Genomic DNA, 15,462 nt, shown 5'->3' on the forward strand with positions numbered 1-15,462 from the left:
GGCAGGCGCCGGAGAGGGCACGATGAGGGCACACGGCAGGCAAAAATGGTGCTGACCAGCGAAAACTACCGAAGGGTGTTTTCGCTGGTCAGACCGTATCTAGTGGTTCCTCCGCAGGTCAGCGAAGTGCGGGGTCAGTTCACGCTGAACTAGCCGGACCCCGCGAGCACCCGGGTCGGCCGTACCCGCGGCCGACCCGGGTGCTCGACCGGACCGCGTTCAGCGTGAATCCGACGTCGGGGACACCAGCGACGGCGGTCGCGGGCCGAAGTCCTCACCCGTCCTCTCGTCCGCCCCGCCCTCCTGCCGCGGTGGGTCGGCATCCGCGGCCGGCAGTTCGACGACGACGGACAGCCCCGCCCCCAATTCGGTCTCCACCCGCACACTGCCCCGGTTCGCGGCCACCCCCGCCCACACGATGGCCATGCCGAGGCCGCTCCCGGTGTCCGAACCGGTACCCCAATCGATGCCGCCCGCCGTGCCGTTCCCGCCGCGCTCGCGCGCGGCCCGGAAGAACCGGTCGAAGATGCGCTCGGCATCCCGCGGACGCATGCCCGGCCCCTCGTCGCGCACGCGCAATACGACCCGCCGCTCCCCGTCCTCGTCCGCGGCCTCGGACATCGACACCGACACGTGCACATCCGCAGACGTCGGCGTGTGCGCACGCACATTGGTCAGCAGATTGCCGACGATCTGACTCAGCGTCGCCTCGTCGGCCAGCACCACGCAGGTCTCCGGCAGATCCGTGTACACCCGCCGGTTCGCCTGCTGCGCGCGCAGGTCGGCGACCGCCCCACGCACCACGCACACCAGGTCGATCGGGCGCGGCCGCAACTGCGGGCGCTGGTCCAGCCGGGCCAGCGCCAGCAACTCGTCGACCAGCCGGTCCATCCGCTCGGCCTCGACCCCCATGCGGTTCAGGGCCCGGGTGCGCTCGTCCTCCGACGCCAGCATTCCCTTCTCGTACAACTGCAGATAGCCGCGAATCGCCGCCAACGGTGTACGCAGCTCGTGCGACGCGTCGGCCACGAACCGCTTGAGGTGCGTCGCCGCGTGTTCGCGGATCTCGAACGCCGACTCGACCTGCTGCAACATCGCGTTCAACGCGGTACGCAGTTGCTCGACCTCGCTGAACGACCTCTTGCGCGGCGCCACACGCGCGGACAGGTCGGGCCGGTCCGGACCGCCCTCGGCGATACCCGACGCCGTCTCGACCATGTCCTCCAACGGCCGCAGCCGCCACCGGGCGACGAAGTAGATGGACCCGCCCAGCAGCACCAACAGGGCGCCGCCGACCAGCAGTTCGAAGTGCACGACCCGGTCGACCACACCGTCGAGGTCCTCGGTCGAGCGGGCGAGCAGGATGTAGTGGCCGTCGCTCAGGCGTGCCGTGACGACCCGGTAGGACTCTCCACCGAGGGAGACGGCGCGCGGCTCTTCGTGCGCCGTCACGCCGCGTGGATCCCGGATCACCGCCGCCAAGGCGCGCTGCAGGGCGTTCGGCGTCTGGTCGGCGACCGGCAGGGCGGTGCCCCGCTCGTCGACCATCACGAAGACCTTGCCGTGCAGGCCGACCGACATCAGCACATCGCGCAGGCCCGCGGTCGGGCCCGGTTCGGACAACTGCGCGCGGGTGAGGCCGGCCCGCTCGATGCCGGTCCGGCCCGTGGTCAGGTCGTCGTCGACGCCCGATTCCAGATAGTGCCGAACCCCCATCATGCTGAACCAGATCAGCAGCGCCAGCCCGATCGCGAGCACCGCGATGCTGCTCAGCGCCAGCGTCGCGCGCATGGCGACGATGTGCGGGCGCTTGCGCTCACACGTCTTCCCGCGCCGGCGCAGTCGTCCGCCCGCTCGCCCCGTCAACCCGCCCACGTCGACCCGCCCCTCGCTTCGCCGATCCCGCCCGTCACGCCCCGTAGTCCGCCGGCCGGAGCCCGTACCCCATGCCCCGTCGCGTCGTGATCAGCGGCGGCCCGTCCGGCACCAGCGGGTCGAGCTTGCGACGCAGGTAGCTGATGTACGTCTCGACCACCGTGGACTCCACGACGTGCTCGTACTTCCACACCTCGCGCAGCAGTTGCTCCTTCGGCACGATCCGGTCGCCGTGCCGGATCAGGTGGCGCAGCAGCGCGAACTCGGTCGGGGTCAGCTCCACGCCGCGTCCGCCCCGGCGCGCGGTGTACGTCGCCTCGTCCAACTCCAGGTCGCCGTGCCGCAGTACGGGCGGACGCGCGACCGGCGGCGCGCTCTCGTCCGGCGCCGGCCGGGTGCGCCGCAGCACCGCGCGCGTGCGCGCGACCAACTCGTCCACATTGAACGGCTTGGTGATGTAGTCGTCGCCGCCGAGGGTGAGCCCCTTGACGACGTCCGCGGGCGCGTCGCGGGCGGTGAGGAACACGACCGCGATCTCCGGCCGTTCGGCGCGCAGTATGCGGCACACCTGGCGGCCGTCGCCGTCCGGGAGCGAGATGTCCAGCAGCACGACGTCGGGCCGCACGCTGCGCGCGGCGGCGAGGGCGGCGTGCACACCGTCCGCCGTGGCCACCTCGAAGCCGTGGAACCGCAGGGTGATGGCGAGGACGTCGGTGATGCTCGGCTCGTCCTCGACGATCAGGACCGTGGCGCCCGCGCGTGGCTGACTGCTGCTCATGTCCCCAGTATCCGGCCGAAGTTTGCGGAACCGCGGGGGACTGCTTGTGAGCTTCCTGTGAGTGCGCCGCCCGCCCGCCGCACCGCCTCGGCAGCCGCCGAGTCTGGCCTCAGGACGCACGACCGGGCCGCGTGGCCCGCACGAGGAAGGAAACGGTTATGGCGGCTTGGGCGCGATGGTGTCTCGATCACCGGTGGGCGGTGGTCCTGCTGTGGGTGGCCGCGCTGTTCGGAACCGTCGCGGCGAGCGTGACGGCGGGCAGTGCGTACTCCAACGTGTTCAAGATCCCCGGGACCGAGTCGTCGACCGCGTACGAGCGCCTCCAGAAGGCCTTCCCCGACGCGGCCGGCGATGTGGACAACGTCGTGTGGCAGACCGAGCGCGGCACCGTGCACGACCCGGCGGTACGCGACCGGATGACCGCGCTGCTCGCCGACATCGCGCGCATGCCCGACGTCGGTCGTGTGGTCGGCCCCTACGAGCCGGACGGCGCCGAGCAGGTCGGCGCCGACGGCCGGATCGCGTTCGCGCAGGTGACCTTCGTCAAGCAGCAGTTCGAGCTGGACACCGAGAATCTCAAGCACCTGATCGAGCGCGCCGAGCAGGCCCGCGCGCCCGGGCTGCGCGTCGAACTCGGCGGTCCCGCGATCGAGGCCGCCCAGGAGCCTCCGGCCGGGCTGGCCGAGGCGGTGGGCATCGTCGCCGCGGGCATCATTCTCTTCCTCGCCTTCGGATCGTTGTTCGCGATGCTGCTCCCGCTGGTCAGCGGGGTGTTCGCGGTCGGCACCGGGATCTCCGCGGTCGTCCTGCTCAGCCACGTCACCGACATCCCGGAGACCGCGACGCTGCTGGGCAGCCTGATCGGGCTGGGTGTGGGCATCGACTACGCCCTGTTCATCGTGACGCGACACCGCAACGGCCTCAAGGCGGGCCTCTCCCCCAAGGAGGCCGCGGTACGGGCACTGGACACCTCCGGGCGGGCCGTGGTGTTCGCGGGCGGCACGGTGTGCGTCGCGCTGCTCGCGCTGTTCACCGTCGACATCACCCTGTTCGACGGAATCGCGATCAGCACCACGCTCGTCGTGGTGCTCAGCGTGCTCGCGTCCGCCACCCTGTTGCCCGCGCTGCTCGGGCTGCTCGGCCTGCGCGCGCTCAGCCGCCGCGAACGCCGGGCACTGGCCGCGACGTCCACCGCCGGCGCGCCGCGCGAGGCGGAGGCCGGGCGCGCCGCGCTGCGCTGGGCGGGCCTGGTGCAACGCCGGCCCCGACTCCTCGGCCTCGTCGCGCTGGTCGTCATGGCGGCGCTGTCGGTGCCCGCCCTCTCGCTCCGCCTCGGCACCAACGACCAAGGCAACCAGCCGACTTCGCAGACCGTGCGGCAGGCGTACGACCTGCTCGCCAAGGGTTTCGGCCCCGGCTTCAACGGCCCGCTGCTGATGGTCGCCGAGCTCGACGGCGCGCAGGACCGGCAGGCGTTGGACACCCTGATCACCGAGATACGCCGTACCCCCGGTGTCGTGCGCGTCGTCGAGGCCCCGGTGCCCGCCGACGCCCGCGGCCTCGCCGCCGCTACCCGGGTCGTACAGGTCGTGCCCGCGACGTCCCCGCAGGCCGAGGCGACCGACAAACTGATCGACACGTTGCGCGACAAGACCGTCCCCGCCGCCGCGAAGGGCAGCACGCTCAAGGTCCACATCGGCGGCGAGACCGCGCTGCAGAAGGACTTCGCGGCCGTGGTCGGCGACCGCATGCCGGGCTTCATCGCCCTGATCGTGGGGCTGGGCGCCCTGCTCATGCTGGTCGCGTTCCGCAGCCTGCTGGTGCCGCTGACCGCGGCGCTGATGAACCTGATCGCCGCGTGCGCGTCGTTCGGCCTGCTGGTCGCGATCTTCCAGTGGGGCTGGGGCATGGACCTGCTGGGGCTCGGCAAGGAGGGGCCGATCATCTCCTTCCTGCCGGTGATCATGCTGCCGTTGCTGTTCGGACTGTCGATGGACTACCAGGTCTTCCTGGTCAGCCGCATGCACGAGGAATGGCTGCACACCGGCGACAACGCCCGTGCGGTACGCGTGGGCCAGGCCGGGACCGGGCGGGTGATCAACTCGGCCGCGCTCATCATGATCTTCGTGTTCGGCTCGTTCATCCTCAGCGGCGACCGCGGCGGCATGATGGCCGGCCTCGGCCTGGCGGGCGCGGTCGCGCTGGACGCGTTCATCCTGCGCATGCTGCTCGTGCCCGCCATGATGCACGTCCTGGGCCGCGCCAACTGGTGGCTGCCCGCGTGGCTCGACAAGGTGCTGCCGCACCTGGCGGTGGACCCGCCCGACCGACCCGCCGGCGGCACCCCCGGCACCGCCGAGGACACCGCGGAGAAGGTGCTCACGCCCAGCCGATAGGCAGCGGGGCGGGGTCGATCCGCCCGGTGCCCGGCGTCCACCGAAGACGACAAAAACCGCCCGCACACCCGACAACGGGCGTGCGGGATCGGTCGTGATCGGTCGATGAACGGCCCCGGATTGGAGATCGGCCGGCTTGTTGTTACCTTTGAGACAGCTCGGTCGCTGATGCATCCCCCGTCTTCAGCGGCCGGGCCTCTCACTTTTCCGGGGTCTTTTCCCGATTTTGTCCCGAGGGCTTTTTTACCGCCGAGCACCGGATTGTCCGTATGCGTCGATCGCCGGACGAGGTGGCTTTCCCGGGCCGAAATCAGCGCTGCGTGGTGGCCGATCCCGATCGGAGCAGCTTGGTCGAGCCGTCCTTGGAAGCCAGTTCGGCGACCGCGGACCAGCCCTGGATGTCCTTGGGCACACGCACGCGCGGACTGTCGCAGCGACCCTCGCCGTCCTTGGGTTCGACGGTGCAGGTCACCCGCAGTGTGTTGCCGCCCGGCTGGAGAACGCTCATCACCAGCAACAGCGGGTCGGGCGTGGGGTTTCGGTAGTAGACCCGCCCCCATGCCTCCGAGCCGTCGCGCTCGACGCAGGTCTGCGCGCGCACCCCCTGGGGGCCGTCGACCGCCTTGCCGCACACGCTTTCCGTGCCCACGACCGGCAAAGTACCGGCCGTGGCCGAGGACTTCGCGGTGGGCTTGCCGCCGATCAACTCCAGCAGTCCGGCCGAACCGGGACGATCACGATCGCCGACACCATTGCCGAACTCGGCCGCCTTGGCGGCGCTCGGGCGGGTGGTCGGCCCCGAGTCGGCGGTGTGGCGGCCCTTGTCCGGGCCCGCCGAGTCCGCGGAGGCGGCGGCGAGCGGGACGATCAGGCACAGACCCACGACCGCGCCCAGGGCCACCGTGCGGACGTGACCCGTGCGTGGGCGCTGCATGGTGTCTCCTAGCGCGCAAAGCCCCCTCCACACGCTCCCCGACGATGGGGATCCGGGTGCGGAACGGGGCCGGAATGATCGGCGCGCCGAGCCTATCGCGCCGCCACGACGTGCAGCGATCACCACATGTTGCGGTTACGCCACAACGATCACTCCATCGCGTGACGGCGCGTCTTCGATCAGGCTCTGGGCTCGGCGTGTTGGCAGGTGTCCACGAGCGTGCGGACCAGGTCGGCCACGGCCGGCAACCATGGTCCACCGGCCGTCGGATCCCCGGAGGGAGCCGGTGGCCGGGCCCAGCGCAACATGCCGCCCTGCACTCGGGACGGCGGCAGCGCGAGGTAGCCGCCGTCGCCGTGAAAGCGCAGGGTGGAGGGCACCGTGCCGTACCGATCGAGGCCGTATCGGTCCAGCAACTCACCCAGTTCGCCCAACTCGTATGGCTCAACCAGGAACGCGTAGCGGCCCGGCGCGGCGACGACCGGACCGGTACGCACACCGAGCCGGGCGAGTTGGTCGAGCGAGCGGGCACCGGCTTCCGACGGCACACTCAACGCCGCCACCCGCCCACCCGTCGCCAGGATCACCGACGCGTCCGGGGTCTGCTGCCACCACCAGCGCGCCATGCGCTCGTCACTTGTCGCCGCGAGCAGGGGAGGTTCACCCGGATGGGCGCCCGGCACGCGGCAATCGGTCGCACCACAACGACACACGCCCGACCAGCGGTCGTATCCGACGCCGGGAACCACGGGCCAGCGCCATCTCGCACACGTCAGCACGGCCGACATCAATGCGGTGCGTTCCCTCCGTCGTCTTCCGAGGATCTCGCGCAGCATGCGCTCGTTCCTTTCCGTGAACGTGGAAGCACTATGCGTGATACTCAGGTACTCCGCAGCCGACCATGAGGAGGCCGCTTGGCGGCACATGGCGCGAGGTGGCGCAGGGGTGGCGAATTACGGCGCCCGGTACGGGTGTTGCCCTCGCGGATCGGGCCTCGGGCGGGAGATGGGGGCTCCCGAGCGGACCGTTGTGCCATCCATTGCTGCGGTTTGCGCTGCGGTTGGGTCTGTTGGTCTCTGCCTGGCCCGGCACCGCGTCCGATGCGACGCCGCGCCTATTCCAGCACTCCTCACCGAGGACGACGAACGGCCGGCCCTCGGAGGTTCCGCAGATGTCACGAGACCGCGATCACAGGGTCCTGAAGCATACCCGCGATGTGGCTCTCTTCCGTTGTACCCCCATCACCCGTGACCTTCACGCCGCCGCGCCGCGGCGTTGGGCAGGACGGGTGGAACCGGCCGGCATTCGGGTCGGCTCGTAGGATCACGCCATGGCGGAGCACACGACCGGCACACCGACCGGCGACACGGCCGTGGTGATCCCGGCATACGACGAGGCACAGCGAATCTCGGCCACGGTCGAGGCAGCACGATCGATCGGCGGCGTGGACCTCGTGGTGGTGGTGGACGACGGTTCCACCGACGACACCGGTACGGCCGCACGCGCCGCGGGCGCCGTGCTCGCCCGGCACGGGCGCAATCGCGGCAAGGCCGCGGCGATGGAGACCGGGGCGGCCGTGGTCGCCGCGATCGACGTGCGCGAGGGCCGGGAGCAGCCGCGTCACCTGCTGTTTCTGGACGCCGACCTGGAGCGGACGGCCGCCGCCGCGGCACCGCTGATCGACCCGGTCCGGGCCGGTACGGCGGCGATGACCATCGCGGTGTTGCCGCCGCAACTGCGGGCCGGCGGCGGGCGCGGGTTCGTCGTCCGGGCCGCCCGGGACGGGATCGCCCGGGCCTGCGGGTTCACCGCGACCCAGCCGCTTTCCGGCCAGCGCTGCCTGACTCGCGAGGCGTTCGAGGCGGCGCTGCCGCTCGCGGCCGGCTTCGGCGTCGAGACCGGACTGACCATCGACCTGGTCCGCGAGGGGTTCGCGGTCGAGGAGGTCGAGGTCGAACTGCACCACCGGGTGACCGGAACCGACTTCGCCGCGCAGCGCCATCGGGCCCGGCAGTACGCGCACGTGGCCCGGGCCTTGGCCGAGCGCGGCGCGGCCGGGGCGTTGCCTGGGGCGATCCGCGGTCGTGGCTGAATCGGTGACGGCACGGCCCGGCGCGGAGCGTCGCTCGTCGATGTTTCACGTGGAACACCCGTTTGGGTGTGTCGCGCTCGGCCTGACGGCACTGGCGATCGCGTTGCTCCTGCTGACCGGGCTGCTGGGGCCCTCGGCCGCGCAGCCGCCGGTGCCGGGTGGGCCGTCCTGGCTGCCGCCCTACCATCTCGACGTGCGGCCCGGCGCCGGTGTGGTGACCGCCCTGCTGCTCGCGGCGGCGCTGTCGGGCGCGCTCGGACTGGGTGTGGCGATGCGCGAACTGCGCCGGGGCTGGGCGCCGGATCCGGGCCGGCTCACCCTCGCCGGGGCGCTCGCCGCGCTCGCGGTGGTGTGCGTGCCGCCGATGGGCTCGGCCGACCACCTCGTGTACGCGGCGTACGGCCGGCTGGCGGCCACCGGCGGCGACCCCTACCGGGACACCGCCGCGACGCTGGCGCGGGACGGGGATCCGGTCGGCGTCGCGGTCGAGGCGCCGTGGACGGACGTGCCGTCCGTGTACGGGCCGGTGGCGACCGCCCAGCAGTGGCTCGCGGCCCGGATCGGCGGGACCTCGGTGCACACGACCGTGCTGGTGCTGACCCTGTTCGGGGCGGCCGCGTTCGTGCTGACCGGACTGCTGCTCCAGCGCGCGGCCGGCCCGGACCGGGGCGCCCGGGCCCGGGTGGCGATCCTGTGGTCGCTCAATCCGCTGCTGCTGTTCGTGGCGGTCAACGCGGGCCACCTGGACGCGTTCGCGCTGGTGTTCGCGGTCGGCGCGCTGCTCGCGGTACGCCGCTCCCCCGCGCTCGCGGGCGTCCTGGTCGGTCTGGCCTGCGCGGCGAAGATCTCGCTGGGCCTGTACGTGTTGGCGCTGGCCTGGGGCCTGCGCGGTCGCCCGCGCGCGCCGGCCGCGCTGATCGGGTCGGCGCTCGTGGTCGGGATCGCCACCTATCTGCCGGTCGGCCTCGGCGCGTTCGATCAGGTGCGCGAGAACAGCAGGCTGGTTTCCCTCGCGGTGCCGCTGCGGCTGGTGCTGGGGCCGCTGGAGTCGGCCCTGGGGCACGACAGCGCCCGCACCGTGATCGGCCTGCTCGGCTGGCTGCTGGCCGCGCTGGTGGTGTGGCTGCTGGCGCGCACCGCCGCCCGGGCCCGGCCCGCGGCGATGGCCCACGTGACGCGCGAGAGCGCCGCCGCGGCCGCGCTGTTGTCCCTGGCCTGGCTGCTGACCACGCCGTACAGCCTGCCCTGGTACGACGTCGCGGCCTGGGCGCCGCTCGTGCTGCTCGCGCCGTCCGCGCTCGACGGGCTGCTGCTGGCCCGCAGCACGCTCCTGGTGTGCGCGTACATTCCCGGCCGGGTGGTTCCGCTGCCGGACGCGGTGGACACCCTCCAGCGCACCCTGCGCGGCACCGTCGGCCCGTGGGCGGGTGCGGCGATCCTGGTCGCGGTGGTGCTGGTCAGTCGGCGTGCGGGCGGGCCTCCGCGGCTGCGATCACCGCGATCGCCAGCGGCGCGGCGATGGTGAGCGCGACCGCCGGGATCTGGATGCCGGAGTCGTTCACCGCGTAGCCGACCACCGCGGTCAGCCAGCACGCGAGCAGCGTCGAACGCAGCCACGGCACGGCCGCGAAGGATCGCTGCAGGGCGGGCGCCCGCCACTTCGCGGGATCGCGCAGGGCGAGCACGAGCAGCACGAACACGACCGGGATGATCAGCGTGAACGGCGTGGTGAACGAGTGCAGGTTGCCCATGATCTTGCGGTGCAGGGTGTCGCCGGCGTCGCCGTCGACGAGTTCCTGGACGAACCGACCCAGGTGCGAGCGGCTCGCCGCCGGGCGCCGCCAGTCCAGCACGGCGATGGTGCCGATCACCACGACCGCGCCCAGGCCGACCAAGCCGACCTTGGCCCACGAGATCCGGGTGCCGGTGAGCAGCAGGCCGAGCACCGCCAGGCCCGGGATCAGCGCGAGTACGCCACCGAAGTCGCTGCCGAACGCGGGCCAGCCGTCGGCCACCACCGCGACCGCGCCCACCGCCGCGAGCACCGCGACCGCCGCCCGCCGCCGGTCGGCCGCGAGCAGCCGGCCGGTCGGCCACGCGACGGCGAGCAGGACGGCCATCGCGAAGATCGTCCAGGCGACGTTGCCGAAGCCGTAGAACCGGCCCGCGACCAGCGGGGACAGCCCGAACAGGGTGTTCAGTTGCAGCGGTGAGCCGGCCATGACGTCGCCGGCCAGGATCACGGCGGTGGCCGCGGCGACCACGCCGGCCGGGCCGTAGGGGTGCCGTCGCCAAGGACCGAGCAGGGCCACGGCCGCGAGCACCGCGGCGAACACCACGGTGAGCCCGAGCAGCGCCCAGGCCGGGTCGCCGGCCTGCTCCCACGGAACCAGGCCGACCAGGAACGATCCGCCGGGAACGGCCCCGAAGAACACCCCGATCCCGGCCGCGGCGCGTATCACCGCGCGCCGGGCCCGGGTCCGGCCACCGCGGCCGAGCCGCACGGCGAGCCACAGCGCGAGCGCCGCGAGCACGATCGGCAGCAGGGTGAGCCAGGTGAAGAAGTACCAGACCTCGCGCACCGTGCGCGATGCCTGCGCGCCCACGTCGAACAGGCGCAACTCGTCGATCGCGGTGCTCCCGGAGGGGCCGGGCGCCCGGGTGTACACCGCGCCGACCAGTTCGCTCGGCGCGTCGACGCCCAGCGGCGCGAGCAGGCTGGGGGCCAGGTCGGTGAGCTGGACCAGACCGTCGTCGCGGGTCGAGGTCGCGGTCAGGTAACCGGAGGAGAAGGTCGTGTCCGACGCGGTGCCCGGCCCGCTCGCCATCAGCGCGCGCAGGTGCGGGGTGCCGGTGTCGTCGGCGAGGCCGGCCACCACGAGTTGCGTGCGCGGCGGCAGCGCGGCGCCGATCCGGGCCACCTGCGCGTCCACCGCCCGCAGCCGCTCCGCGCGGTCGACACCGGGTCCGGTCAGGCCGCCGAGGTCGACCAGGGTCAGCGCGGAGCGTTCGATCAGCGCGGTGTCCACGGCGTTCGGGTCCGGCAGGTAGGCGCCGCGCACCCGGCCGGTCGGGTCGGCGCTCGCGTAGGCCGCGCCGGGGCCGACCGAGGTGACCACCCCACCGTGCTCGGCGACCGAGGCGGCGAGTTGCCCGTACCTCGGGTTGTAGCCGAACGAGTCGTTGCGCTTGACGATCGCGCGCATGTTCGGCACCGTCGCCGAGCCGTCCGGGGCCAGGGTCGGCGGCAGCGGCTCGGCACACGGCTCGGCGCTCTTGGCACTGGTCCGGGCATCCGTCGAGCGGGCACCCGAGCCGGTGGTGAGCCACCCGTCGACCGGGCACGCGCGCGGGTGCACGGTGCGCACCGACATCGCCGCCGAGGTCGCGTGCCCGGCGAGCGCGGCCAGCCCCGGGGTGCGGGCGGCGTCGATGTCGGCCCAGGTCAGGCCGGGTATCCCGAGCAGGACGACATGGTCGGCGGCGGCCGGACGAGCGGGCGCGGCGCCGGCCGACCCGGGCAGCGCCGAGAGCGCGAGCACCGCCGTGAGCACGGCGAGCAGCAACCGGAGGGGACGTGCGATCACGGGTGCCTGCTCCTCGACGTACGCGGCCTACACGGGGACGGATGGTCGCCCAAGGCTATGCGCCCGCGCCCGCCCGCACGTTCAGGGCAGCAGGCCCGCCGCGTACGCCGCCGCGGTCGCGGCGCCCATCACCACCTTCACCGGTCGGCCCAGCGACGCGGCCGCGGCGGCCACGTCCTCGTACTCCGGCTGGGCGTTGACCACCCTGCCCTCGAACATCGCGGTCTTGACCCGCACCGGCAGGCCCTCCACCCGTACCGTGCCGAACTCGCGGGCCAGCGCCCGCTTGGCCACCGGAACGATCCGCGCCCCTATCGTCGAGGTCTCCAGGAACACCGTGTGCAGCGCCGCGTCCACCCGGTCCGCCGGGACCAGGACGCACAGCGTGTGGGCGGGACGCCCCTTCTTCATCAGGATCGGCACCAGCCACGCGTCGCCCGCGCCGATCGCGAGGAGCTTGCCGAGCACCGCCGGCCACAGCCGCGGGTCGAGATCGTCCACGTTGGTCTCGATCAGCACGTCCTCGCCGGTCGGGTGCACGCGCTCCGCCTCGTGCCGCTCGCCGAGCACGACCCGCAGGATGTTGGGCACCTCCTCGACCCGCCGGCTGCCCGCGCCGGTCCCGGCCGCGGTGATCCGCAGGGCCGGCATCGGCCCCCAACTCCGGCACACCGCCGTGAGCAGGGCCGCGCCGGTGGGGGTGCACATCTCGTACGGGGCCGGGCCCGCGTAGACCGGCGCGGCGGCCACCCGCATCAGTTCGAGCACGGCCGGGACCGGTACCGGCAGCACGCCGTGCGCGGCCCGCACACTGCCGTTGCCGAGCGCGACCGGCGAGCCGACCGCCTCCTCGACGCCCAGCGCGTGCAGCGCGGTACACGTGCCGACCACGTCGGCGATCGCGTCCAGCGCGCCGACCTCGTGGAAGTGCACCTCCTCGGGCAGACATCGGTGCGCGCGGGCCTCGGCGTGCGCGAGCCGACCGAACACGTCGTGCGCGCGGGCGTGCACGGGTTCCGCCAGGTCGGCGCGATCGAGCAGGTCACGGACGTCGTTCCAGGTGCGGTGCACGTGGCTGTGCACGGTCTTGACCCGGGCGTGGGTCGCGGCGATCCCGTGTCGGTCGGTGCGTTCGGCGGTGATCAGGATCGGTTCGACGCCCACCGCGTCGACGGCTTGCTGGACGGCCTCCAGCGGGGCGCCGGCGTCGATCAGGGCCCCGAGCAGCATGTCGCCGCTCGCACCGGCCTGGCACTGGAACCATGCGATTGCCAAGCGGATACCTCCCGTCGCGGCCACTGTCGCAGCCGATCGCGGGTCCCGCCGGGAAACCGACGAAGCGACCGAAAGCGACCGCTTTCTTGCACTTGGCTTCCCGTGTGCTTCGGCGTTCGTGGCTACCGGGTCTCGGCGCTCCGCGCCGCCCCGACCGACCGCGCCACCCGGGCCGCGAACACGCCCGCCCCGAAGCCGTTGTCGATGTTGACCACCGCGACCCCGGGCGCGCACGAGTTGAGCATCGCCAGCAGCGCCGCGAGCCCGCCGAAGGACGCCCCGTAGCCCACGCTGGTGGGCACCGCGAGCACCGGCACCGACACCAGGCCCGCCACCACGCTGGGCAACGCGCCCTCCATGCCCGCGACCACGATCAGACAGTCCGCCGCGTCGAGTTCGGCGTGCACCGCGAGCAGCCGATGGATGCCGGCCACGCCCACGTCCTCGATCCGCTCCACGTCGGCGCCGAACAGGCGCGCGGTGAACGCCGCCTCGCCCGCCACCGCCGCGTCCGAGGTGCCCGCCGAGACCACCCGGACCAGGCCGCGTGGGGTGGGCGGCGTGCCCACCGCGACACACGTGCCGCTGTCGTCGGTGTACGCCTCGCCGGGGAACGCCGTGCGCACCGCGTCCACCACGGCGGCCGAGGCGCGGGTGGCGAACGCGGGCCGTCCGCCCGCCTCGCGCAACCGGCGGAAGAGCGCGACGGTCTGTTCGGGGGTCTTCCCGGCCGCGAAAACCACCTCGGGATCACCGGTGCGCAGTGCCCGGTGGGTGTCCACCCGGGCGAAGCCCAGGTCCGCGAAGCCCGCCGTCGGCCCGCGCACGAGGTCGTCGAGCGCCTCGTCCACGCCCGCCTCCCCGGCGGCGACGCGGTCGAGCAATTCCCTTACCTCGGCCCGGTCCACTGCCCCGATCGTAACCTCCACCGGAACGACCGCGTCCGGCACGGCAGTTGGCGGCGGACGCCGGGCCGCCCGCGAACCGGCTAGGAGACCGGGACCAACGCGTCCTTGCGCCAACGCAGCGTCTTCTCGAAACGCAGCACCGCACCGCGCCTGGGGTGGTTGCTCAGTTGCACGTGGTCGGTCATCGCCCGGATCAGCATCAACCCGCGACCGTTCTCCGCGCCCGGGCCGACGTTCACCGCCGAGCCGCGCAGCCGGTCCATCGGAAAGCCCGGGCCGCCGTCGATGATCTCGACCCGACAACAGTCACCGGTGATGCCCGCGCGAATCTGATATTCCGAATACGGCCCGCCCCGGGCGTGCTCGACCACATTCGCGCACGCCTCGGACAATGCGAGGCCGATCTCCATCGCGACCTCGCGGTCCACCCCCGCCGTCTCCATCGCACCGACCAATAGCCGGCGCGCCATCGGCACGCTCGCCGTATCCCGTGGCAGGTGGACAGTCCACCTCATGTCCATGAGCGGCCTTTCGACATCTCTGGGAGTCCGGCTGTATCCGGCGGATCACACACCTGGTTTTATTGCCGCCGCTTGGTCCCTGTATGCGCACATCACTTGATCGGTCGTCAATACCCCGTAAAGACGATTCGTTCGGCCGCATCGTGGGGACATCATGTGCTCGCCCCGCCGGTGCCGGGTCGCCGGCCGTGATCATCGGCCATTCCCGGCCCCGGACACGACGGGCCCGCGCGCGATGAGACGATGGGGCGTCATGCAGGCCGTGTCCGTACCTTTCCGCGCCGTGCGCGCCGCCGTCTTCGCGGCGGTCTGCGCCGCGCTCGCGGCATGCGGTCACGCGTGGATGTCGACCGAGCCGCTGCCGCTGTGGGCGCCCGTCGCCGGCTTCGCCGCGGTGTTCGTCTCGGCCTTCGCCGGAGCCGGTCGACAGCGCTCCTTCGCCGCGATCACCACGCTGCTCGCGGCGGCCCAACTCGCGCTGCACACTCTGTTCGCCGCCGCCGCGGCGGGCGCCGCGACGCCCGACCGTTCGGCCGCGGCCGGCGGCTCGGGATCGAGCACCCTGCTGGATCGACTGCTGTGCGGCCCGCGCGACTCCAGCGGGCACATCCTGCTGCCCAACGGCTGGACCCCCGAGCAGATCATCCGCAACGCCCGGGTGGACCCGACACTGTTCCCGCAGGACCCGCCGGCCGGGCACCACCACATGGGCGGCTCGGGCCCGCTGCTGTTCGACGGCGGCGCCGGCATGGTGTGCGCGCACCTCGCGGCGGCCCTGCTCACCGGCTGGTGGCTGCGGCGCGGCGAGGCCGCGCTGTTCGCCCTGCTCGGCCTGGCCGCGGCGCCGCTGCGGTTGGTGCTGGCGGTGCTCCGCGCCCTGGTCGTCCCGGTCGTCGAGACCCCGGGCGGCATCCGGCGGACCGGCTCGGCGCCGGACCTGACGACACCCCGGACGCTGCTTCGGCACGCGGTGACCCGGCGCGGCCCGCCGGCGGAGTACGCGCTCGCCTGCTGATCCGCTCTCGACCGGGTGTCGGATCGGCGGTGGCGCGCGTCCGCCCTCCTGCCGTCCCCTCCCGGACCGAGGCCGCCCCCG

At 73.0% G+C, this 15,462-nt stretch carries 12 protein-coding genes; 4 read left to right on the forward strand and 8 right to left on the reverse strand.

Going from position 1 to position 15,462, the window contains the following annotated elements:
- Positions 1 to 219: 219 nt before the first annotated feature.
- Both OG948_RS18190 and OG948_RS18195 read right to left on the reverse strand, forming a co-directional pair.
- On the reverse strand, positions 220 to 1,875 hold the full coding sequence (locus tag OG948_RS18190; RefSeq protein ID WP_406297559.1) for a sensor histidine kinase: 1,656 nt from the start codon (positions 1,873 to 1,875) through the stop codon (positions 220 to 222).
- A 34-nt stretch (positions 1,876 to 1,909) separates the two neighbouring features.
- Positions 1,910 to 2,653 carry a response regulator transcription factor gene (locus tag OG948_RS18195; protein ID WP_406297560.1) on the reverse strand — a complete coding sequence of 248 codons (744 nt, stop codon included), beginning with the start codon at positions 2,651 to 2,653 and terminating at the stop codon, positions 1,910 to 1,912.
- Between the two features lie 158 nt (positions 2,654 to 2,811).
- On the opposite strand from OG948_RS18195, the gene OG948_RS18200 reads away from it, so the two are divergent.
- Positions 2,812 to 5,049 carry an MMPL family transporter gene (locus tag OG948_RS18200; RefSeq protein WP_406297561.1) on the forward strand — a complete coding sequence of 746 codons (2,238 nt, stop codon included), beginning with the start codon at positions 2,812 to 2,814 and terminating at the stop codon, positions 5,047 to 5,049.
- A gap of 310 nt (positions 5,050 to 5,359) precedes the next feature.
- Here the strand turns inward: OG948_RS18200 and OG948_RS18205 are convergent, their stop codons facing one another.
- Together OG948_RS18205 and OG948_RS18210 are read right to left on the reverse strand one after the other, a co-directional pair.
- Entirely contained in the window at positions 5,360 to 5,983 is a 624-nt protein-coding gene (locus OG948_RS18205) for a hypothetical protein (RefSeq protein WP_406297562.1), read from the reverse strand.
- 179 nt (positions 5,984 to 6,162) lie between these two features.
- Complete coding sequence (locus tag OG948_RS18210) at positions 6,163 to 6,909, reverse strand: bifunctional DNA primase/polymerase (protein ID WP_406297563.1); 747 nt, start codon at positions 6,907 to 6,909, stop codon at positions 6,163 to 6,165.
- Between the two features lie 404 nt (positions 6,910 to 7,313).
- Here OG948_RS18210 and OG948_RS18215 point away from each other — a divergent pair, with 404 nt between their 5' ends.
- Together OG948_RS18215 and OG948_RS18220 are read left to right on the forward strand one after the other, a co-directional pair.
- Positions 7,314 to 8,075, forward strand: coding sequence for a glycosyltransferase (locus tag OG948_RS18215; RefSeq protein WP_406297564.1), 762 nt, complete (start codon positions 7,314 to 7,316; stop codon positions 8,073 to 8,075).
- Between the two features lie 49 nt (positions 8,076 to 8,124).
- On the forward strand, positions 8,125 to 9,600 hold the full coding sequence (locus OG948_RS18220) for a hypothetical protein (RefSeq protein WP_406297565.1): 1,476 nt from the start codon (positions 8,125 to 8,127) through the stop codon (positions 9,598 to 9,600).
- Here OG948_RS18220 and OG948_RS18225 read toward each other — a convergent pair.
- The 4 genes from OG948_RS18225 to OG948_RS18240 form a co-directional block, all read right to left on the reverse strand.
- Entirely contained in the window at positions 9,533 to 11,662 is a 2,130-nt protein-coding gene (locus OG948_RS18225; protein ID WP_406297566.1) for a hypothetical protein, read from the reverse strand. The genes OG948_RS18220 and OG948_RS18225 overlap by 68 nt on opposite strands.
- 81 nt (positions 11,663 to 11,743) lie before the next feature.
- Positions 11,744 to 12,937: a nickel pincer cofactor biosynthesis protein LarC gene (gene larC / locus OG948_RS18230; RefSeq protein ID WP_406297567.1), complete on the reverse strand. Its 1,194-nt coding sequence runs from the start codon at positions 12,935 to 12,937 to the stop codon at positions 11,744 to 11,746.
- 122 nt (positions 12,938 to 13,059) lie between these two features.
- Positions 13,060 to 13,845 (reverse strand): nickel pincer cofactor biosynthesis protein LarB, encoded by a 786-nt coding sequence (larB, locus tag OG948_RS18235; RefSeq protein WP_395867583.1) that lies wholly within the window; start codon positions 13,843 to 13,845, stop codon positions 13,060 to 13,062.
- Positions 13,846 to 13,925: 80 nt separating this feature from the next.
- The gene (locus OG948_RS18240) at positions 13,926 to 14,366 is read right to left on the reverse strand and encodes an ATP-binding protein (RefSeq protein WP_406297568.1); all 441 of its coding nucleotides are present in this window, start codon (positions 14,364 to 14,366) and stop codon (positions 13,926 to 13,928) included.
- Between the two features lie 262 nt (positions 14,367 to 14,628).
- On the opposite strand from OG948_RS18240, the gene OG948_RS18245 reads away from it, so the two are divergent.
- The gene (locus OG948_RS18245; RefSeq protein ID WP_406297569.1) at positions 14,629 to 15,381 is read left to right on the forward strand and encodes a hypothetical protein; all 753 of its coding nucleotides are present in this window, start codon (positions 14,629 to 14,631) and stop codon (positions 15,379 to 15,381) included.
- The last annotated feature ends 81 nt before the right edge of the window (positions 15,382 to 15,462 follow it).

Source organism: Embleya sp. NBC_00888 (assembly GCF_045207655.1).
GTDB lineage: Bacteria > Actinomycetota > Actinomycetes > Streptomycetales > Streptomycetaceae > Embleya.